The sequence below is a fragment of the Klebsiella sp. JN_Kp121 genome (assembly GCF_040062145.1).
Lineage (GTDB): Bacteria > Pseudomonadota > Gammaproteobacteria > Enterobacterales > Enterobacteriaceae > Klebsiella > Klebsiella aerogenes.
Genome location: NZ_JBEAHX010000026.1, coordinates 50,312 through 72,344 on the forward strand (window position 1 = coordinate 50,312; position 22,033 = coordinate 72,344).

Annotated in this window: 23 protein-coding genes; 18 read left to right on the plus strand and 5 right to left on the minus strand. The window is 56.5% G+C overall.

The genetic code is table 11. From position 1 onward, the window contains the following. The first annotated feature begins 155 nt into the window (after window positions 1–155). The 4 genes from ABLU86_RS17955 (at window position 156) to ABLU86_RS17970 (ending at window position 5,397) form a co-directional block, all read left to right on the plus strand. Window positions 156–1,019, plus strand: a complete 864-nt coding sequence (locus ABLU86_RS17955) for a ChaN family lipoprotein (RefSeq protein WP_151085066.1) — start codon at window positions 156–158, stop codon at window positions 1,017–1,019. Beyond that, window positions 1,016–1,807: a TonB family protein gene (locus ABLU86_RS17960; protein ID WP_348796252.1), complete on the plus strand. Its 792-nt coding sequence runs from the start codon at window positions 1,016–1,018 to the stop codon at window positions 1,805–1,807. The genes ABLU86_RS17955 and ABLU86_RS17960 overlap by 4 nt, the downstream gene beginning before the upstream one ends. Window positions 1,808–1,976: 169 nt before the next feature. Then, the gene (locus tag ABLU86_RS17965) at window positions 1,977–4,199 is read left to right on the plus strand and encodes a TonB-dependent receptor (protein ID WP_049052974.1); all 2,223 of its coding nucleotides are present in this window, start codon (window positions 1,977–1,979) and stop codon (window positions 4,197–4,199) included. Window positions 4,200–4,227: 28 nt separating this feature from the next. Next, entirely contained in the window at window positions 4,228–5,397 is a 1,170-nt protein-coding gene (locus ABLU86_RS17970; protein WP_047076273.1) for a YncE family protein, read from the plus strand. Between the two features lie 30 nt (window positions 5,398–5,427). Here ABLU86_RS17970 and ABLU86_RS17975 read toward each other — a convergent pair whose 3' ends face one another. From ABLU86_RS17975 to ABLU86_RS17985, 3 genes are all read right to left on the minus strand, one after another. Beyond that, complete coding sequence (locus ABLU86_RS17975) at window positions 5,428–6,150, minus strand: RNA polymerase sigma factor FliA (RefSeq protein WP_032707723.1); 723 nt, start codon at window positions 6,148–6,150, stop codon at window positions 5,428–5,430. Window positions 6,151–6,347: 197 nt separating this feature from the next. Next, a complete protein-coding gene (locus tag ABLU86_RS17980) occupies window positions 6,348–7,643 on the minus strand; it encodes a FliC/FljB family flagellin (protein ID WP_348796253.1) in 1,296 nt (431 codons plus the stop codon). Between the two features lie 43 nt (window positions 7,644–7,686). Beyond that, entirely contained in the window at window positions 7,687–7,932 is a 246-nt protein-coding gene (locus ABLU86_RS17985; protein ID WP_020079192.1) for a hypothetical protein, read from the minus strand. Here ABLU86_RS17985 and fliD point away from each other — a divergent pair. The 4 genes from fliD (at window position 7,926) to ABLU86_RS18005 (ending at window position 11,237) form a co-directional block, all read left to right on the plus strand. Next, window positions 7,926–9,329 (plus strand): flagellar filament capping protein FliD, encoded by a 1,404-nt coding sequence (gene fliD, locus ABLU86_RS17990; protein WP_348796254.1) that lies wholly within the window; start codon window positions 7,926–7,928, stop codon window positions 9,327–9,329. The genes ABLU86_RS17985 and fliD overlap by 7 nt on opposite strands. Window positions 9,330–9,353: 24 nt before the next feature. Further along, window positions 9,354–9,764, plus strand: coding sequence for a flagellar export chaperone FliS (gene fliS / locus ABLU86_RS17995; protein ID WP_015704959.1), 411 nt, complete (start codon window positions 9,354–9,356; stop codon window positions 9,762–9,764). Beyond that, window positions 9,764–10,171 (plus strand): flagella biosynthesis regulatory protein FliT, encoded by a 408-nt coding sequence (fliT, locus tag ABLU86_RS18000; protein WP_015367285.1) that lies wholly within the window; start codon window positions 9,764–9,766, stop codon window positions 10,169–10,171. Before fliS ends, fliT begins: the two co-directional genes overlap by 1 nt. Window positions 10,172–10,451: 280 nt before the next feature. Then, on the plus strand, window positions 10,452–11,237 hold the full coding sequence (locus ABLU86_RS18005) for a DUF4225 domain-containing protein (protein WP_046884173.1): 786 nt from the start codon (window positions 10,452–10,454) through the stop codon (window positions 11,235–11,237). On the opposite strand, the gene ABLU86_RS18010 is transcribed toward ABLU86_RS18005, so the two are convergent. Further along, window positions 11,238–11,561 carry a hypothetical protein gene (locus ABLU86_RS18010; protein ID WP_046884172.1) on the minus strand — a complete coding sequence of 108 codons (324 nt, stop codon included), beginning with the start codon at window positions 11,559–11,561 and terminating at the stop codon, window positions 11,238–11,240. A gap of 1,027 nt (window positions 11,562–12,588) precedes the next feature. Continuing rightward, window positions 12,589–12,903 (minus strand): flagellar hook-basal body complex protein FliE, encoded by a 315-nt coding sequence (fliE, locus tag ABLU86_RS18015; RefSeq protein WP_015367290.1) that lies wholly within the window; start codon window positions 12,901–12,903, stop codon window positions 12,589–12,591. Window positions 12,904–13,202: 299 nt separating this feature from the next. Between fliE and fliF the strand changes: the two genes are divergently transcribed. From fliF to fliO, 10 genes are all read left to right on the plus strand, one after another. Beyond that, window positions 13,203–14,879 carry a flagellar basal-body MS-ring/collar protein FliF gene (fliF, locus tag ABLU86_RS18020; protein ID WP_348796255.1) on the plus strand — a complete coding sequence of 559 codons (1,677 nt, stop codon included), beginning with the start codon at window positions 13,203–13,205 and terminating at the stop codon, window positions 14,877–14,879. Then, a complete protein-coding gene (gene fliG / locus ABLU86_RS18025) occupies window positions 14,876–15,868 on the plus strand; it encodes a flagellar motor switch protein FliG (protein WP_020079200.1) in 993 nt (330 codons plus the stop codon). The genes fliF and fliG overlap by 4 nt, the downstream gene beginning before the upstream one ends. Further along, on the plus strand, window positions 15,861–16,562 hold the full coding sequence (gene fliH, locus ABLU86_RS18030; RefSeq protein ID WP_032707713.1) for a flagellar assembly protein FliH: 702 nt from the start codon (window positions 15,861–15,863) through the stop codon (window positions 16,560–16,562). Before fliG ends, fliH begins: the two co-directional genes overlap by 8 nt. Continuing rightward, window positions 16,562–17,923, plus strand: a complete 1,362-nt coding sequence (fliI, locus tag ABLU86_RS18035; protein WP_348796256.1) for a flagellar protein export ATPase FliI — start codon at window positions 16,562–16,564, stop codon at window positions 17,921–17,923. The genes fliH and fliI overlap by 1 nt, the downstream gene beginning before the upstream one ends. A 21-nt stretch (window positions 17,924–17,944) precedes the next feature. After that, a complete protein-coding gene (gene fliJ, locus ABLU86_RS18040) occupies window positions 17,945–18,391 on the plus strand; it encodes a flagellar export protein FliJ (RefSeq protein ID WP_348796257.1) in 447 nt (148 codons plus the stop codon). Beyond that, window positions 18,388–19,566: a flagellar hook-length control protein FliK gene (locus ABLU86_RS18045; RefSeq protein WP_348796258.1), complete on the plus strand. Its 1,179-nt coding sequence runs from the start codon at window positions 18,388–18,390 to the stop codon at window positions 19,564–19,566. Before fliJ ends, ABLU86_RS18045 begins: the two co-directional genes overlap by 4 nt. Before the next feature lie 162 nt (window positions 19,567–19,728). Continuing rightward, the gene (gene fliL, locus ABLU86_RS18050) at window positions 19,729–20,217 is read left to right on the plus strand and encodes a flagellar basal body-associated protein FliL (RefSeq protein WP_015367297.1); all 489 of its coding nucleotides are present in this window, start codon (window positions 19,729–19,731) and stop codon (window positions 20,215–20,217) included. A 5-nt stretch (window positions 20,218–20,222) separates the two neighbouring features. Next, window positions 20,223–21,230 carry a flagellar motor switch protein FliM gene (fliM, locus tag ABLU86_RS18055; protein ID WP_045360126.1) on the plus strand — a complete coding sequence of 336 codons (1,008 nt, stop codon included), beginning with the start codon at window positions 20,223–20,225 and terminating at the stop codon, window positions 21,228–21,230. After that, a complete protein-coding gene (gene fliN, locus ABLU86_RS18060) occupies window positions 21,223–21,639 on the plus strand; it encodes a flagellar motor switch protein FliN (RefSeq protein WP_015367299.1) in 417 nt (138 codons plus the stop codon). Before fliM ends, fliN begins: the two co-directional genes overlap by 8 nt. Further along, a complete protein-coding gene (gene fliO / locus ABLU86_RS18065) occupies window positions 21,639–22,031 on the plus strand; it encodes a flagellar biosynthetic protein FliO (protein ID WP_015367300.1) in 393 nt (130 codons plus the stop codon). Before fliN ends, fliO begins: the two co-directional genes overlap by 1 nt. Window positions 22,032–22,033: the final 2 nt, after the last annotated feature.

A 22,033-nucleotide genomic window follows, 5' to 3' on the forward strand; every position in this document is an offset into this window, starting at 1 on the left:
AGCAACGGCCAGCTGCTTACCGGGTGAAATCATCACCCTTGCCAATAATTTTAAATGAGAATGATCTTGATAATCATTCTCAATATCACATATCATCCTGTTCCAGCAGCAAGATACGAAGAAAAGACGACTAAAAAGCCGAAAATGGATATTTTATGTTTAAGGAACCCCTTTTAAAGACTCTGGTTATAGGCTGCGCGTGGTTACTGAGCGCCTGTCACAGCCCGGTTCACCCCCTCTCTCCTGCCGGGGAGCACGCGCTGGTAGAGAAGGCGAATATTCGTGATACCGCCAGCGGGCGCACCCTGACGCCGCAACAATTGCTGAACCAACTCGCCCAGGCGCCGCTGGTTATTGTTGGCGAAGAACATACCAACGCTCAGCATCACCAGATTGAGCGCTGGCTGCTGCAGAACCTCCACACCCTTCGCCCGCAGGGTAGCGTGCTGATGGAGATGATCGACCTAAGCCAGCAGGAGGCAGTCAATCGGGTCAAGCGGGCCAGCCTCAGCGGGACGACCGTGAGCGCCACTCGCGCGGCGGAAACCCTGCGCTGGAACCCCGGCTGGCCGTGGGCGCTTTATCGCGACGTCGTGATGACCGCGCTGCAAGCACCTTATCCACTGCTGGCAGCCAACCTTAGCCGCCAGCAGGTGAGCGATATCTATCAGCATCCCACGTTTCCCCGCGGAATGCTCTCCAACAGCCCGCAGGTACATGAATCGCTATCGGCCATTATCTATCTGATGCATAACGGGCAAATCGATGGCGAGCAGGTCACCTCTATGCTCGCTATTCAGCAGCAGCGCGATCGCCTGATGGCGACGCAAATGCAAGCCGCGCCGCGCCCGGCGCTGCTGATTGCCGGCGGCTATCATGCGGCTAAAGATATTGGCGTACCGCTGCATCTGGCCGATCTCAAGGCGGAAAAACCGCTGGTGTTACTGCTGACCACCGACGGCGCCACGCTGACGGCGAAGCAGGCTGATTACATCTGGTCGGTGGCGGCGGAAAAATGAATATCCCTCTCTCCACGCCATTGATAGCGTCGCATCCCCGCTGGTTCACGGGAACAACGGCCAGCGTGCTGGGTCATCTGGCGCTGGCGGTGCCTTTTATCATTCATTTCGGCTCGCCGCCGGATGTCGCGCCCCCTGCCGCGGTGATGGTGGAGTACGCGCCGGAACTGGAAGTGTCATTTATTCACCCCGAGCTGCCGCCGGGCGTCACCCAGCAGCGCAAAGTCGAGGCGATGACCGAGCAGGAAACAGCAGCGGTGAAAGAGGCGCCGAAGCTACATATTCACGACAATGCGCAAATAAAGCTCTCCGCCAGCAAACCCGAACAGCAGCGGAAAAAGAAAATCGAGGTTAAAAAACAGTCCCGCCGCCAGCAGCAAGAGGAAAAGGGCAATTCAACCATCACCAGCTTCGCTGCGCCCCCGGCGCCGGCCGTCCTCACTCAGCGCACCACCGCGCCGCTCGATAGCGATGCCGCGCGCCTGAGCGACAACAAGATCAGTTGGGAATCGCTGGTGAAAGGCAAAATCAACAAAATGCGCCACTACCCGGAAGATGCGCGCCGCCGTAAACGTACCGGTACCGTCATTATTACCTTCAGCGTCAACGAACGCGGCGAGGTGTTGCAATCGCAGCTGGCGAACTCGTCAGGGACCCATTCGCTGGATCGCGCCGCGCTGATGGCGCTGGAAAATGCGCGTCCGCTTCCGCCGCCGCCAAAAGAGCTGCTGCGTAACGGTATTAATAAGGTCACCCTGCCGGTAGAGTTCGGCTTATTAAAAATATAAATCCAGGGTTCCCTGTTATTTATTCAGGCAACCTGGACGTTATTTATCACGGTCACTGACCGCTAATAATTTTTTATTTTGGGCAATGTGTCATCGCACTTAGCAATAAGCGCGATGCACGCTGCTGCCCTTTTTGTGCGTTAACTATTTATTACCTCAGGATTGGATTATGGAAAAATCACAAATAATCACCGGGCTCGTTACCGGGCTACTTATCGTCAACGGCCAGGCTTTCGCCGCCGAAAGCGAAGGGGAATCGGTTTTCTCTCCTATCACCATTACCGATAACCCGCTGGCGGAAAATGCCGGCCAGGTCGGCTCCTCAGAGGAGAGCTATACCCGTCCCGGCGCCTACAGTTCGCGAACGCTCAATAAGAATCTGCAAAGCCTCGATGCCTCGCTGCGCAGCATGGCGGGCACCTATACGCAAATCGACCCGCTGCAGGGCACCATCAGCGTCAATATCCGCGGCATGAACGGGCTGGGCCGGGTAAACACCATGGTCGATGGCGTCACCCAGACCTTCTTCGGCATGGCGCCGGCTAACTATCACGGCGGGGCGAATACCGCCGCCGGGGTGCCGCTTGACCCCAACTTCCTGGCCGAAGTGGATATCACCCGCGGCAACAGCGCCGGTTCGCAAGGCGTCAACGCGCTGGCGGGCAGCGCCAACCTGCGCACGATCGGCATCGATGATGTGTTAAAACCGGGGCATCAGGTCGGCCTGCTGTCGCGTTTTTCCGTGGGCGATAACGGACTCGGCCGCACCGGTATGGTAACGGTAGCCGGCAAAACCGACACCTTCGATAACGGCGGCGGCCTTGGCGCACTGCTCGGCATCAGCGGCACCCGCACCTATGCGACCTATAAAAACGGCGGCGGACGCAGCAGCGAAGAGTTTATCGGCGAGGATAATAAATATTTGCGTCAGGAGCCGCGCTCGCAGCTATATAAAATCAATTTCAACGTCGATCAATTTAACCGCTTCGAGTTTTCCGGGCGTAATTACCGCAATAGTTTTACCCGTCGCGATATTAGCAGCGACGACTACTATCTGCGCTATAACTACGCGCCGCTCAATGAACTGGTCGAGTTCAATGTATTAGCCAGCACCAGCCGCGGCAATCAGGCATATAAACCGGAGTCGCTGTATAATTTTAATAACTCCTCGACCACCAATAAGTCCAACGCGCTGGACATGAACAACACCAGCCGTTTTCGTATTACCGACGATCTGTATGCCGCTTTCCAGCTCGGCGGCAAATTAATGGACACCCGCTATTCCCGCCGCTTCGTGCAGGATACCGAGACCGACCACAACGCCTTCGCCCCGGCAGGCAAGCAGAAGATCGCCTCGCTCTATAGCGGGCTGACATTAAACAAGGATATTTATCAGCTCGATCTTAATCTCAACTATACCCGCAGCCGGGTACAGGGCTATAAACCGGCCTGTGCAGATAACGAAAAATGCTTCCCGCAAGGGGCAACCCAACTCAACGTCAAAGATAACGGTTTTAATCCCTCGGCGACCTTCTCCGCTCAGGTGACGCCATGGCTGCAGCCGTTTGTCAGTTGGAGCCGTTCCTCGCGGGCGCCGAACGTTCAGGAAGTGTTCTTCGCCAACGAGGGCGGCGCATCGATGAACCCGTTCCTGAAGCCGGAAAAAGCTGAGACCTGGGAGGCCGGTTTTAACGTTATCAAACAAGGATTATTGAGCGAGCAGGATAGCCTGCATCTGAAAGCCCTTACCTACCGCTCGCGGATTAAAGATTACATCACCAGCGAATCCTTCCTGCTGTGCAGCAACGGTGGGCTGTGTAAAGATGTCGCCAATGCTTCGCCGGATTTCAACGCCAATATCTCGGTTAACGTGACCTCGCCGGTGACCACCGAGGGCTATGAGATTGAAGCCGGATACGACATCGGTTTTGCCTACGCCAATGTGTCATGGAGCAAGCAGCGTACCGATCAGCCCACCTCTATTGCCAGTACGGTCTATAGCTTCGCCTATAGCGACCTTAGCGACCTCCCCAGCAGCTACGCCACGGTGGATGTCGGCGGGCGCCTGTTCGATCGCAAACTCACCGTCGGCAGCCTGGTGAAATTCACCGGTAAATCAAAACGCCTGAGTACCGAAGGCATTAGCCTCGACACCAATACGGTGCCTAAAGAGAGCATGCCGAATATCCCGACCATTATCGACCTCTATAGCAGCTGGCAGATGACCGAGAACGTGCTGCTGCGCTTTAGCGTGCAGAACGTAACGAATCGTGACTACTCCGAAGCGCTAAACCGTATGAACCAGAGTCTCGATAACGCCAAAGAGGGCGCGTCTGTTAACACCACCGCCCGCGGCCGCACCTATATTTTCGGCGGCGAAATCCAGTTCTGAGCCCTATTTGTCAACAAGGATAACCATCATGCCTAATCGCAACTTGATAAAACCGCTGGCTGCGCTACTGCTCGCCGCCCTGCTCCCCCACCCGGCTTTCGCCATCGATCCGCCGCCGCGGGAGGCATCGCGCTTTGCGATGAAAACCAATTACCTGCAGGAAGCCAACGAAGGGGTTTATGAACTGGCGTTCGACAACGGCGACAACCTGCTATTCGCCGCGGCCACCGACCGGGTTAACCGCGCGGCCAATAAAGGTTATCTTTACGCCTTTAATCCGGCCACCCTGCAGGTTATCCAGCGCTATGATATGCCCTGGCGCGCCTTCTCACTGGCGATGAACCAGCCGGCGCGCGTGCTTTACGTCGGCCACACCCAGGCGGCTTCGCTGCGTATCAGCCAGTTCGACGCCGCCAGCGGTAAAATCACCCGCACCAGTCCGCGCCTGAGCTTCCCCACCGACGGCGCCGCCGATGCGCGCTTCGAACATCTGCGGCATATGGTATACAGCCGCTCCGCTAATCTGTTATTTGTCAGCTACAGCCATATGCTGAAAACCCAGGACGGGATGCGTCCGTTGCATAAATTGCTGATGCTCGACGGCACGACGTTACAGCTGAAAGGGGAAGTCAAAGGCGCCTATCGCGGCACCGCCTACGGCCTGACGCTGGATGAAAAGACGCAGAAGATCTACGTTGGCGGCCGCGACTATATCAACGAAATCGATGCCAGAACCCAGCAGGTTGTCCGCACCATCCCGGTTAACGCGCCGCAGTTGGCCAGCGCGCAAAACCTGATCGTCGATTCCGACTCAAGGCGTATTTTCGTCGTCGCCTTCGATCACGACGATCGCAGCGGCCCTCACGACGGCCTGTATATTTTCGATCTGAAAGACGGCAAATCGCTGGGTTACGTGCGTACCGGAGTGGGCGCCAACGCGGTGCGCTTCAATCCAAAATATAACGAGCTGTACGTCAGCAATTTCACCAGCGGCACCATCAGCGTTGTGGATGGCAAGACCTGGCGGGTGACTCATGAATTCCGCGCCCCGGTTTATCCGAATCAAATGGCGCTGTCGCCGGACATGGATACCCTGTACGTCGGCATTAAAGAAGGGTTCAATCGCGAGTGGGATCCTGAGGTATTTGTCGAAGGGGCGAAGGAGCGCATTCTGCGCATTGATTTGCGTAAATCGTAATCCGCTAACCACCTGCCCGGCAGGTGGTTATTAGCCTTCGTTGGCCAGCTTCGCGCGCAGGCGCTTAATCGCCTGGCTGTGCAGCTGGCTAACGCGGGATTCCCCCACCTCCAGCACCGCGCCGATCTCTTTAAGGTTGAGCTCTTCCTGGTAGTAGAGGGTAAGGACCATTTTTTCGCGTTCCGGCAAAGCTTCAATGGCCTCGATGACCCGCTGGCGCAGGCTGCCTTCCAGCAGATGATGCAACGGATTGGCCTCTTCGTGCCCTTCCAGCAGTCGTTCGGCATTCTCGCCCTGCTCTTCCCGCCATTCATCGTAGGAGAACAGCTGGCTGTTATTGGTATCCAGCAGGATTTGTCGGTACTCGGCAAGGGAGATACCCAGCGTCTGCGCAAGTTCGCTTTCCGTGGCCGGGCGGCCCAGATGCTGCTCCAGCTTCTGCATCGCCTGGGCGACTTCGCGGGCGTTACGCCGTACGCTGCGCGGCACCCAGTCGCGGCTACGCAGTTCATCGAGCATTGCGCCGCGGATACGTTGCACCGCATAGGTGGTAAAGGCCGTTCCCTGTAGCGAGTCATAACGTTCGATGGCGTTCAACAACCCGATTCCCCCGGCCTGCAGCAGATCGTCAAGCTCGACGCTGGCGGGCAGCCTGACCTGCAGGCGTAACGCCTCGTGCCGCACTAACGGAACGTAGCGCAGCCAGAGGGAATTTTTGTCCATCACGCCTTCGGCGGTATACAAATCGCTCACTATTTCTGAAACCTGCGGATAAGAGAGTCAGCGCTATTATGCGCAGGGGCAAAAATGCCAATCGCCGGAAAAACCGCATAAAAGCGTCTCTATTTACGACATGCTTTCTCATTCAGCCGTTTTGCCAGGCGGTTACGGGCAAAAAGCAAAAACCCCGCCGAAGCGGGGTTGCGATGCGACAGTAATCAGACGTGCGATTAACGCAGCAGAGACAGGACGTTCTGAGTCGACTGGTTAGCCTGCGCCAGCACGGAGGTACCTGCCTGCTGCAGGATGTTCGCGCGGCTCATGTTGGACACTTCGGTCGCGTAGTCAGCATCCTGAATACGGGACTGGGACGCGGACAGGTTGTTCACGGTGCTGTTCAGGTTGTTGATAACAGAATCGAAACGGTTCTGTACCGCACCCAGGGAGGAGCGCAGTTGGTCAACCTGGGACAGGGCGTTGTCTAAAACTGAGAGCGGATCAGCTGTTTTAGCTTGGGTAGATAGCTGGGCACCTTTGCTCACTTTACCATCAGCATCAATCGTAGCTTTTGCATAAGACACCTTCCCATCAGCATCAGTGCTTTTAACAACATAACCGTCATTACCTTTTTCATCTTTAAAAGTACGTAATTCTTCACCGGCTTTGAGGCCTGAAGTTACTGCTACTTCTCCAGTTTTTACAGTTGACAGTGTATTGATTTTCTTATCACCAAGATCGATATCAGTTTGAATAGTTGCTTTCTCGTCGGTTTTTGAAGAGAAAGTAACTTTGCCATCGGCACCTAAAGTTGCGCTGTAGCGTTCTGAGCCATCTTTAGACTGAACAAAGTACTTAGTAGTTGTACCATTGTTGTATGAATACAATTTGCCATCAATTTCATTAGGAGCAGTCGTTTCACTATCAGACATAGTTGGCGCACCAGTTACATCGACCTTAGTTAACGCTGTAGCACCAACATTGTTAGTATTCATCTGATTAGCCACGCTGAACTTATCCAGACCCAGAGTCTTCGCATTGATATCTTTCAGATCGATATCGATAGTTTCGCCATCGTTGGCGCCGACCTGGATGGTCAGTTTCTGGTCGCCGCTCAGGACTTTAACGCCGTTGAAATCTGTCTGTTCGGAGATACGGTTGATTTCAGCCAGACGCTGGGAGATTTCATCCTGGATGGACTGCAGGTCGCTTGCGGAGTTGGAGCCGTTCTGCGATTGTACGGTCAGACGACGGATGTTCTGCAGGTTATCGTTGACTTCGTTCAGCGCGCCTTCGGTGGTCTGCGCCAGGGAGATACCGTCGTTAGCGTTACGGGAAGCCTGAGTCAGGCCTTTGATGTTAGCGGTAAAACGGTTGGAGATCGCCTGACCCGCGGCATCGTCCTTGGCGCTGTTGATGCGCAGACCGGAAGACAGACGCTCAATCGCCGTGCCCAGGGAAGACTGGGATTTGTTCAGGTTGTTTTGCGCCATCAGCGACAGGCTGTTGGTATTAATTACTTGTGCCATTATATGCATTCCTTACGAGTCAGTTGCGTTCAGTGCAACGTGGTTAAAAGGTTCGGGCTTGCTTGCCCACGGCGTCAACCACCGTCCCTTCTGGTATCGACGTATCCTTTGCAACCTTTAGCCATTTTTTGAAAAATTTTTGCCCCTCCGCCAATGGCGAAAATAACGCGCTTTTTCCCTCTTCTATTACGCCATCGCCTTTTTCACTTTTTCGGTAAACTTTTTCTCCACTGGGCCGATAACGCAATAAGCGAATAACGTCATTAGTAAGGAGAAACACCAATGGCATCGATCAGTTCCTTAGGCATCGGCTCAGGACTCGACCTCAACGGTTTACTGGACAAACTCAGCAAGGCGGAACAACAGCGCCTGACGCCGTATACCACTCAGCAAACCAGCTATAACGCGCAGCTAACGGCTTACGGCACGTTAAAAAGCTCGCTGGAAAAATTCGATAACCTGAGCAAGGAGCTGGCCAAGCCGGAGTTTTTCAACAGCACCACCGCCACCAAGCACGACCAGTTCACCATCACCACTACCAATAAGGCGGTGCCGGGCAACTATAGCGTTGAAGTGCAGAAGCTGGCGCAGCCGCAAACCCTGACCACCCAGGCGACGATTACCGACCAACAAGAGAAACTAGGGACGGCCGGCAATAGCAATCGCTCCATTACGATCACCGCCGGCGACCCGCCGAAAGAGACCACGATTCCGCTGAGCGACGACCAGACCTCGCTGCTGGAGATGCGCGATGCCATCAACGGCGCTAAAGCCGGCGTCACCGCCAGCATCATGCGCGTCGGCGACAATGACTATCAGCTGGCGCTGAGCTCCTCCACCACCGGCGAGAAAAACACCGTGTCGGTGCAGGTGAATAACGACGATAAGCTCGGCGCCATCCTCAACTACGACAGCAGCAGCAACAGCGGCGCGATGAAGCAGACCGTCGCCGGGCAGGATGCGGAGATCGTCGTCAACGGCACCAAAATTAAGCGCAGCACCAACTCGATTGCCGATGCGCTGCAGGGCGTCACCATCGACCTGAAAACCACCACCAAAGCTGGCGAACCGCAAAACCTGGTGATCGGCATCGATAAAAGCGGCACCGCCGAGAAAATCAAAGAGTGGGTCGATAACTACAATTCGCTGCTCGACACCTTCGGCTCGCTGACCAAATACACCCCGGTGAAAAGCGGTGAAGCGCAAAGCGCCAAGAACGGCGCGCTGCTCGGCGATAACACATTGCGCGGCATTCAGTCGTCGATTAAAAGCGCCCTCAGCGCCGCTCAGGACAACCCGGAGCTGAAAGGTCTTGGCAACCTCGGGATCTCAACCAATCCCAAAACCGGCAAGCTTGAAGTCGACAGCACCAAGCTCAATAAAGCGCTCGACGAGAAACCGGATCAGGTCGCCAACTTCTTCGCCGGCAACGGCAAAGACACCGGGATGGCCACCGAAATCCATAATGAAATCCAGAACTATATTAAAGCGGGCGGCATCATCGAGAACTCGACCAAAAGCATCAACACCAATCTCGATCGCCTGAATATCCAGATCGACACTGTTTCCGACAGCATCCAGAACACTATCGATCGCTATAAACAACAGTTTGTTCAGTTGGATACCATGATGTCCAAGCTGAGCAGCACGGGTAACTACTTACAACAGCAGTTCTCGTCCCAGTAACCCTTAATCAGGTAATGAAACAGCATGTATAACCGTAGCGGCACGCAAGCCTACGCACAGGTCAGTCTGGAAAGCAGCGCGATGAGCGCCAGTCCGCACCAGTTAATCGTAATGTTGTTCGACGGGGCGCTTAACGCCCTGCTTCGCGCACGCATCCTGATGAATCAGGGGGATATCGCCGGTAAAGGCCTGGCGCTGTCGAAGGCAATCAACATCATCGACAACGGGTTGAAAAGCGGCCTCGACCACCAGCAAGGCGGTGAAATCGCCGATAATCTGGCGGCGCTGTACGATTATATGAAGCGACGCCTGATGCAGGCCAACCTGCATAATGACGAAGCGGCGATCGTCGAAGTGGTCAAGCTGCTGGAGAATATCGCCGATGCCTGGCGGCAAATTGGGCCAAACTATCAACCTGCTCAGGGTACATTGTGATGGAACGCCAACAGCAGCTTTTAGCCGCCTATCAGCAGATCCATACCCTGAGCAGCCAGATGATTGCCCTGGCACGCGCCGGGCAATGGGAAGCGCTGGTGGAAATGCAGTTTGCCTACGTGACGGCGGTTGAGAAAACCGCCGAGTTTACCGGCAAAGCGGGGCCATCGCTGGCTCTGCAAGAGATGCTCAACGCTAAGTTGAAGCAGATTATCGACAATGAGGGAGTACTGAAAGGGCTATTGCAGCAGCGGATGGAACAATTAAAAACGCTGATCGATCAATCCACTCGCCAGAACGCGGTCAACACCGCTTACGGCCAGTTCGACGATCGCTCGCTCCTGCTTGGCGAACTGCAGTCCGATAATGTGGTAGCCATTAAGAGCAAAAGCGAAGAATTACAATAACAACAACCTTACAGCCTGATATTCCGGCCAGGAAGCGCATGATGGGGCTCGCCAGGGCAATGCTGAGTGTTGCCTGGTAAGCCATCGGCGGGTTTTACAGGAGTGAATAAGCAATAATATATAATCAATTATTTCATTTACGCTTCATACATTCATCAATTAAATATTCTAAACATCGCGCCAGCTAAAATAAGCCACTCACAGGCTTAGGGAAATATGCCTGTAAAATAATCTATGTTATCTTGACCGGGTAAATCTGATATTACTCACGGGATAAAACATGGATGTATTCTTCGGGAAAACGCGTTTTTCCAATTACTTTATGACCATGGCGCAAGCTGAAACTAACGGATTAATGAATACCGCGCAGGCGGTTTCTGCTTATCACCTTCATGATCCCCTGACCCGAATCAGGTTTCAGGAAAGTGTTAAAAGATTTGCCCTTTCACAGATTAACATTATCCGTAATAGCAGTGATGATAAGCAGTGCCAGCAGTGCATTCAAGCAATCAGGCAAGAGCGGGGAAATCTGCTTATTCAGGACAGAATGTTGCGAACCGGTGAAGCCATGCTCACTGCCTCCGTGCGGTTCTACCGGGAAAATGAAAAAGTCATCGGCTATATCATCGACGGAATCGGTGTTGTTCTTGGCGGTATGCAGGTTATCGGAGGAATAGGACTAGTGCTTGGTTCAGTAGGTACCGGAAATGTCATTGGTATTGTAGCTGGAGCAACGCTTGTATTCCATGGGGCGGGAACGATACGAGAGCATTTAGGTAAAGATAATTTTGCGATTAACGCATATCAGGATACAGCCTCCTTTTTAGGATTTGATAAAAAAGTAGGGTTACTAGCCTATCAGGTTGTTGATCTTTCAACGTCACTTTATGGAGCCTTTAAGCTAGCATTAAAACCCGAAGCATGGCGGCTATTTTATTATACCGGACCGGACTTTTATCGAAAAATAACTACGATGAGCGCCCCTGCGTTGGCTCTTAAAGGTGTTTCATCAACGGTAAAAGGAATACAAATAGGCAATACCATATATGAAATTGATAATAAGTAATCACTCGATTTTCAAGTAGATAAGATAAGCTTTAAAAGCCATCGGGAAAGGTGTTAATTTCCAAACAGCAATCAGGATAAAAATAATGATTAGCGGATAAGTAAAATCATTACTTTCGAAGTTAAAAATCCACGAAACGACTATGGCAAAGGCAATACAAACAACAATAACGCCGCCCCAAAAACGTTTTCGTAAACTGTCGATCAAAGTAGCATAGGTTTCATTGTTACTTTCTTGCCGCGTCATGATTTCACGTAAGCGGGCAATCTCTTTATCGGTGAAGCCATGTTCACGAAGATCATCTTCTGTTAGCTGCTTTCCCACGCCAGGCTCCTCCATGCTGGTTATATATTTGTCCAACGTTTCCGACTGAAGATACTCGTTATATCGCTCAACCAAATGCTCAGGTGTCATGCAGACAGCCGGGTTTACCACAGTCCGTGGAATATTGCCCCTGAAGTTGCCAGGGGTCAAGCGCGCGCGTTTATGCCATACAACGATTTCACGCCTGAGCCGCCAGAATGCTGTCAGTTTAAAAGAGATGCGTTACGCTACCGCCCCGCCTTCATCTTCCCAACGGCAGACCATGTGGTACATTTCCCGCTCGTCGTATTCATCGTGGAATCTATTCACAACACCCTCCAGAAGACCGTTAGCCATGCTCTAAGTTTAGTCACTGTTAAGGAGGGAGACAGATCAGAGGAAGTTGAAACGGCGGTTACTCGCTATCCTGTCGCCAGGTTTCATGAAACATCGCTATCGCGACAAAAGCTAAAACGACAAAAAATACAACGGTCTGAAGCCACAGCATAACGCCTCCGCGGAGCAAAATTTGCGCAGATTATTTGCCACCGGGCCGGGAAACGATAGTGAATTGCCATCCAAATTTAAATTTTCACCTTCCGCCGATAATACAAAGCAGATCTTTCTTGTACCTGACGGGGAGATACTAAATAACAGTAGAAACTTTTGGCGCTAAGCCAACGCTAAGGTAACAATCGTCGCAATGGTTCCCCAAAAGACCAACAAACCGAGAAAAATCCCAATCCATACCTTACGCCGCAACTGATAGTCTACTTTTCCGGACATCTGCTATTCCAAATTAGAATTATTTTGGCAAGACCATACAGTTTGTAGTGCTAGTAGTCAGATCGTTTGTGTCGATCGATGAACAGCTATTGATCTGTATCCCCTATCAATAGTAATGATACTTCAGACCCATTCATTCACCGGGTGAAAGAGCAAAATCAATGCAGAGGCGAGCAATTTTTGTAGTTGTCGCCGTAAATAGACAAAACCGCCAGCGTTAGCATAGCGGTTTGCAGGAAGAAATTGCGCCGGGATTGTATAACTAAACCGGCATATTCATGATGTCCTGATAGGCCGCCACCAGCTTATTGCGCACCTGCACGCCCATCTGCAATGAAACCGATGATTTCTGTAAATCGACCATCACATCATTCAGGCTGATGCCCGGCACGCCCAACTCGAAGTTTTGCGCCTGTTGACGCGCGGCCTGCTGGGTATCGCTGATTTTACCCAGCGCGGCGGTCAGTTCACTGGCAAAACTGACTCCCTGCGGTACGCTATTCTGCCCGTTATTTCCCGCCTGAATCGCCATCGCCTGCATCTGTTGCAGTACGCCTTCAATACCCTGAATCGCCATCTTTTCCTCAATACTGTCGTGATCGCCAGGCGCTATTTCACCCTGTACTTCTCCAATGCTGCACACCTTAACACAGCGATTTTTGCTTAAAGCGGTTAATTAGCTGCAAAAAACCCGGCTTATCGGGCAATCAGAATCATCTGATAAGACGAATAATGGCCTGCCCAGAAATGGGAGCGCCGCTATTGAGAAAAGATGTGTATCAGGGAGTCTGTTTTGTCACATAACGCTATCCATACCGTTCGTCAGCACGCCAGCGCGCGTCGCCGCCTGAACGCCAGCGAAGGATACCGCCAACCATGAGTGCCTCGTTATCCGCCGGCGAAAGCCGCGACAACGGCCTGCAGGCCATCTGGAGCCGTCTGCGCGCCAATCCAAAAATACCGCTGCTGGTGGCCGCCTCCGCCGCTATCGCCATTATCGTCGCGCTGCTGCTGTGGGCGAAAAGCCCGGATTATCGCGTGCTGTACAGCAATCTGAACGATCGCGACGGCGGCGCTATCGTCACCCAACTGACGCAGATGAACATCTCCTACCGCTTCGCCGAGAATGGCGCGGCGCTGATGATCCCGGCGGAGAAAGTGCATGAAACCCGTCTGCGTCTTGCGCAGCAGGGGCTGCCGAAGGGCGGCGCCGTTGGCTTCGAACTGCTGGATCAGGAAAAATTCGGCATCAGCCAGTTCAGCGAACAGATTAACTATCAGCGCGCTCTTGAAGGCGAACTCTCACACACTATCGAGTCGCTGGGGCCGGTGCAGAATGCGCGGGTGCACCTGGCGCTGCCGAAGCCCTCGCTGTTCGTCCGCGAGCAAAAGTCCCCTTCCGCTTCTGTCACCCTGACGATGCAGCCGGGCCGTGCGCTGGATGATGGCCAAATCAACGCTATCGTCTATATGGTATCGAGTAGCGTCGCCGGCCTGCCGGCGGGCAACGTCACCGTGGTCGATCAGGCCGGACGCCTGCTGACGCAGTCTGACGGCACCGGGCGCGACCTCAACGCCTCGCAGTTGAAATATGCCAGCGAAGTGGAAAGCGGCTATCAGCGACGCATTGAAACGATCCTGGCGCCGGTGGTCGGCAGCGCCAACGTTCGTGCTCAGGTGACCGCACAGATCGATTTCGCCTCCCGCGAGCAGACCGACGAACAGTACCAGCCGAACCAGCAGCCCGATAAAGCGGCGATCCGTTCGCAGCAAACCAGCAGCAACGAGCAAATCGGCGGACCGCAGGTGGGCGGTGTTCCTGGGGCGTTATCCAACCAGCCGAGCGCGCCGGCCACCGCGCCGATTGAAACCGCTAAACCGGCGGCCAATAACGCCAGCAACGCGACCAACACCCGTAGCGCCGCGGCCAACAGCGGCCCGTTAAGCACCCGACGCGACGCCACCACCAACTACGAACTCGATCGCACCATCCGCCATACCCAACAAAAAGCCGGGACGGTGGAGCGTCTGTCGGTCGCCGTGGTGGTGAACTACAGCCTCAACGCCGACGGCAAAGCGCAGCCGATGAGTAAAGAACAACTGGCGCAGATTGAAGCGCTGGTGCGCGAAGCGATGGGCTACTCCAGCAGCCGCGGCGATAGCCTGCAGGTGGTCAATACGCCATTTACCGACAATCAGATGACCGGCGGCGAGCTGCCGTTCTGGCAGAGCCAGGCGTTTATCGATTTGCTGCTCGAACTGGGACGTTATCTGCTGGTGCTGCTGGTCGGCTGGGTATTGTGGCGCAAGCTGATTAAGCCACAGCTGCAGCAGCGTCAGGCCGCACAGCAAGCCGCGGTCGCCGCCGCCAGCGCGCCGATCGCTAAAGCGAACGACAGCCATAAACCAAGCAATGAGGAGCTGGCGCTGCGCCGTAAATCGCAGCAGCGCGTCAGCGCAGAAGTCCAGAGCCAGCGCATCCGCGAACTGGCGGATAAAGATCCGCGGGTCGTCGCTCTGGTAATCCGCCAATGGATGAGTAACGAACTATGAGCCTGACCGGAACCGATAAAAGCGCCATTTTACTGATGACGCTGGGCGAAGACCGCGCGGCGGAGGTGCTCAAGCACCTCTCCTCCCGCGAAGTCCAGCTTTTGAGCGGCACCATGGCCGGCATGAGCCAGGTCTCGCATAAACAGCTCGGCGAGATCCTGTCTGAATTTGAAGACGATGCCGAACAGTTCGCCGCCCTGAGCGTCAACGCCAGCGACTATTTGCGTTCGGTGCTGGTGAAAGCGCTGGGCGAAGAGCGTGCCGCCAGCCTGCTGGAGGATATTCTCGAATCCCGCGAAACCACCTCCGGGATGGAAACGCTCAACTTTATGGAGCCGCAGAGCGCCGCCGACCTGATCCGCGATGAACACCCGCAGATCATCGCCACCATCCTGGTACACCTCAAGCGCGGCCAGGCGGCGGATATTCTGGCGCAGTTCGATGAGCGCCTGCGCAACGACGTAATGCTGCGTATCGCCACCTTCGGCGGCGTGCAGCCGGCGGCGCTGGCGGAGTTGACCGAAGTACTCAACAACCTGCTCGACGGCCAGAACCTCAAGCGCAGCAAAATGGGCGGAGTGCGTACCGCCGCCGAGATTATCAACCTGATGAAAACCCAGCAGGAAGAAGCCGTTATCGACGCGATGCGCGAATACGATGGCGAGCTGGCGCAGAAGATTATCGACGAGATGTTCCTGTTCGAAAACCTGGTGGAGGTCGACGATCGCAGTATCCAGCGCCTGCTGCAGGACGTGGACAACGAATCGCTGCTGATTGCTCTGAAGGGCGCCGAGCAGCCGCTGCGCGAGAAGTTCCTCAAAAACATGTCCCAGCGCGCGGCCGATATTCTGCGCGACGATCTCGCCAACCGTGGGCCGGTGCGCATGTCGCAGGTGGAAAACGAACAGAAAGCGATTCTGCTGATAGTCAGACGGCTGGCGGAGAGCGGCGAAATGATTATTGGCGGCGGCGAGGACACCTATGTCTGATCGCATTAATTCCATGCCCTGGCAGCCCTGGTCACTCAACGACCTCGGCGACACGGCGCCAGCTTTCGAACCACCGCTACCGACGTTGGATAACGAAGCCTTGCAGCCTGACGCTCAGGCGGAACTGCAGCAGCAGCTTGCCGCCCTGCGCCTGCAGGCCGAGCAGCAAGGTCAGCAATCCGGTTATGCCGATGGCCAGCAAAAAGGCTATGAAGCCGGATTTCAGCAGGGACTTGAGGAGGGCCGCCAGCAGGGACTGCTGGAAGCACAGCAGCAGCAACAGCCGCTGACCGACCACTGGCAGCAGCTGGTGAGCGAGTTTCAGCACACCCTTGATGCGCTCGATTCGGTCATCGCCTCACGCCTGATGCAGCTGGCGCTAACCGCCGCGAAACAGGTGCTTGGCCAGCCGCCGGTCTGCGACGGCACTGCCCTGCTGACGCAAATTCAACAGTTGATCCAGCAAGAACCGATGTTCAACGGCAAGCCGCAGCTGCGCGTACACCCGCAAGATTATGAGCGCGTTGAACAGCAGCTAGGCACCACCCTCAGCCTGCATGGCTGGCGGCTGCTGGCGGACGGCGATCTGCATCCCGGCGGCTGTAAGGTCAGCGCCGAGGAGGGCGATCTCGACGCCAGTCTCGCCACCCGCTGGCACGAATTGTGTCGCCTCGCCGCGCCGGGAGATCTGTGATGACCGCCCGTCTCGGCCGCTGGCTGAATTCGCTTGAAGCGCTGGAGCAGCGTATCGCCCGTACGCCGACCGTACGACGCTATGGCCGTCTGACCCGCGCCACCGGTCTGGTGCTGGAGGCCACCGGCCTGCAGCTGCCGCTCGGCGCAACCTGCCTTATCGAGCGTGACGGCGGCGGCGGCGTGCAGGAAGTGGAAAGCGAAGTGGTCGGCTTTAACGATCAGCGGCTGTATCTGATTCCGCTGGAAGAGGTCGAAGGGATTGTGCCAGGGGCGCGGGTTTACGCCCGCAGCGCGGCGGACGGCCAGCACGCTGGTAAACAACTGCCGCTGGGCCCGGCGCTGCTGGGACGCGTGCTCGACGGCGGCGCCAGACCGCTTGACGGTCTGCCCGCGCCGGAAACCGGCTATCGCGCGCCGCTGATTACCGCGCCGTTTAACCCGCTGCAGCGTACCCCTATCGAGCAGGTGCTGGACGTCGGCGTGCGCACCATCAACGGCCTGCTGACCGTTGGGCGCGGCCAACGTATGGGACTGTTCGCCGGCTCCGGCGTCGGTAAAAGCGTGCTGCTGGGCATGATGGCGCGCTACACCCAGGCCGACGTTATCGTCGTCGGCCTGATCGGCGAACGCGGCCGGGAAGTCAAAGACTTTATCGAGAATATTCTCGGCGCCGAAGGCCGCGCGCGTTCAGTGGTGATCGCCGCCCCGGCGGACGTATCGCCGCTGCTGCGCATGCAGGGCGCCGCTTACGCCACCCGCATCGCCGAAGATTTTCGCGATCGCGGCCAGCACGTGCTGCTGATCATGGATTCGCTCACCCGCTATGCGATGGCGCAGCGTGAAATCGCGCTGGCGATCGGCGAACCACCGGCTACCAAAGGCTATCCGCCATCGGTATTCGCCAAACTGCCGGCGCTGGTTGAACGCGCGGGCAACGGTATCAGCGGCGGCGGTTCGATCACCGCCTTCTATACCGTACTTACCGAAGGGGACGATCAGCAGGATCCGATCGCCGATTCGGCGCGCGCGATCCTCGATGGTCACGTGGTGCTGTCCAGACGGCTGGCGGAGGCCGGTCACTACCCGGCCATCGATATTGAAGCCTCGATCAGCCGCGCGATGACGTCGCTTATCGATGACGAACATTATCGCCGGGTACGCACCTTTAAACAGATGCTGGCCAGCTTCCAGCGCAACCGCGATTTAATAAGCGTCGGCGCCTATGCCGCCGGTAGCGACCCGCTGCTGGATAAAGCCATTACCCTGTATCCGCAAATGGAGACCTATCTGCAGCAGGGAATTTTCGAGCGCTGCGGTTATGACGAAGCCTGTCTGCAGCTACAGCAGTTGATTGTTTAACGCCATCGGAGACGCCACGCGATGAAAGCACAGTCCCCTTTGATTACCCTGCGCAATCTGGCCCAGAAGGCCGTCGAACAGGCGGCGCAGCGTTTGGGCCAGGCGCGCCAGGCGCAACAGGCTGCCGAGCAACAGCTGACGATGCTGCTGAACTATCAGGACGAGTACCGGCAAAAGCTCAACAGCACCCTTTCTGGCGGCATGGAAAGCTCGCGCTGGCAGAACTACCAGCAGTTCATTGCCACCCTCGAACAGGCTATCGAACAACAGCGCCAGCAGCTTCTGCAGTGGGGGCAAAAGGTGGATCACGCCGTGAAGCAGTGGCAGGACCATCAGCAGCGGCTGAACGCCTACGATACCCTGCACACGCGCGCGCAAAACGCCGAGCTGCAGTTGGAAAACAAACGCAATCAAAAATTGATGGATGAGTTCGCGCAACGCAGTACACAAAGGAATACCGCTTCATGAATCTCAATGCTTTGCCCGCCCTTAGCCTACCCGGCGACGCCAGCGCCCTGGCGGATCTGGCGCTCGATGACGCTCAGCTGTCATCTGCCTTTGCGCAACTGCTTGGCGCGCGCTTCACGCCCGCGCAAAGCGGCACGCTGCCGCCGGCGGCGCTGAGCGCCGACGATGAAAGCGCCCCGCCGCTAAGCCGTAACCAGCTTAACCAGCTGCTGGCCGCGCTTGGCGAACGCGGCGCGCTGCTGGTCAATGCGCTACCGGCATCGGCGGAAAACGCCGTCGACGCAACAGCGAAAAAAGAGGATACGCGCCCGGATACGCCGCCGCTCAGCGAGGCGAAAACTTTAGATCCGGCGACGCTGCAGGCGCTGTACGCCATGCTGCCGGCGGCAATCGTCGCCCCGCCGCCGCAGACCGCGCTACCGCAGGCTCAACAAGCTGCGACCAGCGGCGATAAAACCGCGCTCCACATCGGCAACGCAGCTATTCAGCATGTCGCGAACCTGCCGGAAGGCGAAGCGGCGGCGAAGCCGCAGCCGGGCACGGCTCCCCTTAGCGGGCAAAATCTGCCTTCTCATGTTGCGCAGACCGCGACCACGCCGCAGCACGATATGGCCGAACATCCGGCGGAGAATACTCCGGCGCAGCCAGCCGCCGTCGCTCTCGCCGCCGCCAGCCCCAGCCAAAGCGCCACGCCCACCAACGCGCTGGTAACCGCGCCGCCGACGCCGCAGCTTAATGCCCAGCTCGGCAGCCCGGAATGGCAGCAGGCGCTGAGCCAGCAGGTGCTGATGTTCCACCGCAACGGCCAGCAGAGCGCCGAACTGCGCCTGCATCCACAGGAACTGGGGGCGCTGCAGATCACCCTGCAGCTCGACGATAAACAGGCGCAGCTGCACATCGCTTCCGCACACGGCCAGGTACGCGCGGCGGTCGAGGCGGCTATGCCGCAGCTACGTCACGCGCTGGCTGAGAGCGGAATCAACCTCGGTCAGAGCAGCGTTGGCGGCGAGGCGACGCCGCAGTGGCAGCAGCAAAACGGTAACGGTGAAGGCCGCGCCAGCTACGCGGAACGCCATGGCGGCGGCAGCGATGCCACGCCGATTGAGCCAGTCAGCGCCCCGGCAGCCCTGCAGCGAATGGCCAACCAGCTCAACGGCGTCGATATTTTCGCCTGAGGGGCGCTAAACGGCCAATCTGGCCCCCATTTGCCCGTTTATTCCGGCTATTGCCTCGCGCGTTAGCCGCGATAATACCTTTATATGTCATACGTGCGGCGCCGCCGCGCGTGATGCCCGTCAGCAACGCGGCGGGCGGAACAACAGGAATTTGATTTGGCTATGTCTCAAAACTCCCTTCCGGCAACCGCGCCCAAACGCCCCTTACTGATCATCCTGCTGACGATCGTCGCCGTGGCCGCCTGTGCTGCCGCAGGTTACAGCTGGTGGCTGCTGCAACAGCGCGACGGCGGCGCGCAAACCGCCATCGAAAAGGAAAAACCGCCCGCGCCGCCGGTATTTATGCCGCTGGATACCTTCACCGTCAATCTGGTGACCCCGGACAACGATCCGGACCGCGTACTGTATATCGGCCTGACGCTGCGCCTGCCGGATGAAGCAACCCGCCGCCAGCTTAATGATTTCCTGCCGGAGGTACGCAGCCGCCTGCTGATGCTGCTCTCGCGTCAGGAGGCCGGTCATCTGGCCAATGAGCAGGGCAAACAGCAGCTGGTCGCGCAGATCAAAGAGACGCTGAGCGCGCCGCTGGTTAAGGGACAACCGAAGCAGGTGGTCAGCGATGTGCTGTTCACCGCCTTCATACTGCGGTAATCACCATGGGCGATAGCATTCTTTCACAGGCAGAGATCGACGCCTTGCTCAACGGCGACAACACGGGCGATGAGCCCGAGAAGGTTGTCGGCGGTAAAGAGAGCGAGGTTAAGCCTTACGATCCGAATACCCAGCGCCGCGTGGTGCGTGAACGCCTGCAGGCGCTGGAAATTATCAACGAGCGTTTTGCCCGACAGTTCCGCATGGGATTGTTCAACCTGTTGCGCCGCAGCCCGGATATCACCGTCGGACCGATTAAAATTCAGCCGTACCACGAGTTTGCCCGCAACCTGCCGGTGCCGACCAACCTTAATCTGGTACACCTGAACCCGCTGCGCGGCACGGCGCTGTTTGTCTTCGCGCCGAGCCTGGTATTTATCGCCGTCGATAACCTGTTCGGCGGCGACGGGCGTTTCCCGACCAAGGTCGAAGGCCGCGAATTCACGCCCACCGAACAGCGGGTCATCAAACGCATGCTGCGCCTGGCGCTGGACGCCTACGGTGACGCATGGAGCGCAATCTATAAGATTGACGTCGAATATGTGCGTGCGGAAATGCAGGTCAAATTCACCAACATCACCACCTCGCCGAACGATATCGTGGTGACCACGCCATTCCAGGTGGAGATTGGCGCGCTAAGCGGTGAATTCAATATCTGTATTCCTTTCGCCATGATTGAGCCGCTGCGTGAACTGCTGACCAATCCGCCGCTGGAGAATTCCCGCCAGGAAGATAGCCAGTGGCGCGAAACGTTGGTCAAGCAGGTGCAGCACTCTGAGCTGGAGCTGATTGCCAACTTCGTCGATATCCCGATGCGCTTATCGAAAATACTTAAGCTGCAGCCAGGCGACGTTTTACCGATAGATAAACCGGATCGCATTATCGCCCATGTCGACGGCGTGCCGGTGCTGACCAGCCAATATGGCACCTTAAACGGGCAGTACGCCCTTCGTGTTGAACACTTGATTAACCCTATTTTGAATGCTCTGAGTGAGGAACAGCCCAATGAGTGATCCTAAGCAACCGTCTGGCGCAGGAAAGGAATCCGTAGACGATCTGTGGGCTGATGCGCTTAATGAACAGCAGTCGTCTGAGAAATCCAGCGCCACCACCGATGGGGTGTTCAAATCGCTGGAGGCCCAGGATGCGCTCGGCAGCCTGCAGGATATCGATCTGATCCTCGATATTCCGGTGAAGCTGACCGTTGAACTGGGGCGCACCAAAATGACGATTAAAGAGCTGCTGCGCCTGTCGCAGGGATCGGTTGTCGCGCTGGATGGCCTGGCGGGCGAACCGCTGGATATCCTGATCAACGGCTATCTGATAGCCCAGGGCGAAGTGGTGGTGGTGGCCGATAAATTCGGCGTGCGCATTACCGATATCATTACCCCGTCCGAACGTATGCGTCGGTTGAGCCGCTAATGACCGCCCCCGTTACCGTGCAGGCCAGCCAACCGGTTACCGAAACGGCAATATCCGGCGGCTCTGCGCTCATGCAGGTAAGCAGCGCGCTCGGCGCGATTCTGCTCCTGATCCTGCTGGCCGGTTGGTTGTTCCGCCGTCTCGGCTTTGCGCCGCAGGCGCGCAACGGCCGGTTGCTTAACCTGCGCGCCAGCTGCCAGGTTGGCCAACGCGAGCGCGTGGTGGTGGTAGAAGTCGATAATACCCTGCTGGTGCTGGGCGTCACCGCCCAGCAGATCACCCCGCTTCATCAGTTCCCGGCGCCGCCGCGTGATGAAGATAACACGGCGGTCACGCCTGCTAACGACTTCCGCCAGCTGATGCAAAACGTCCTCAAACGCCCGGAAAAATAGCC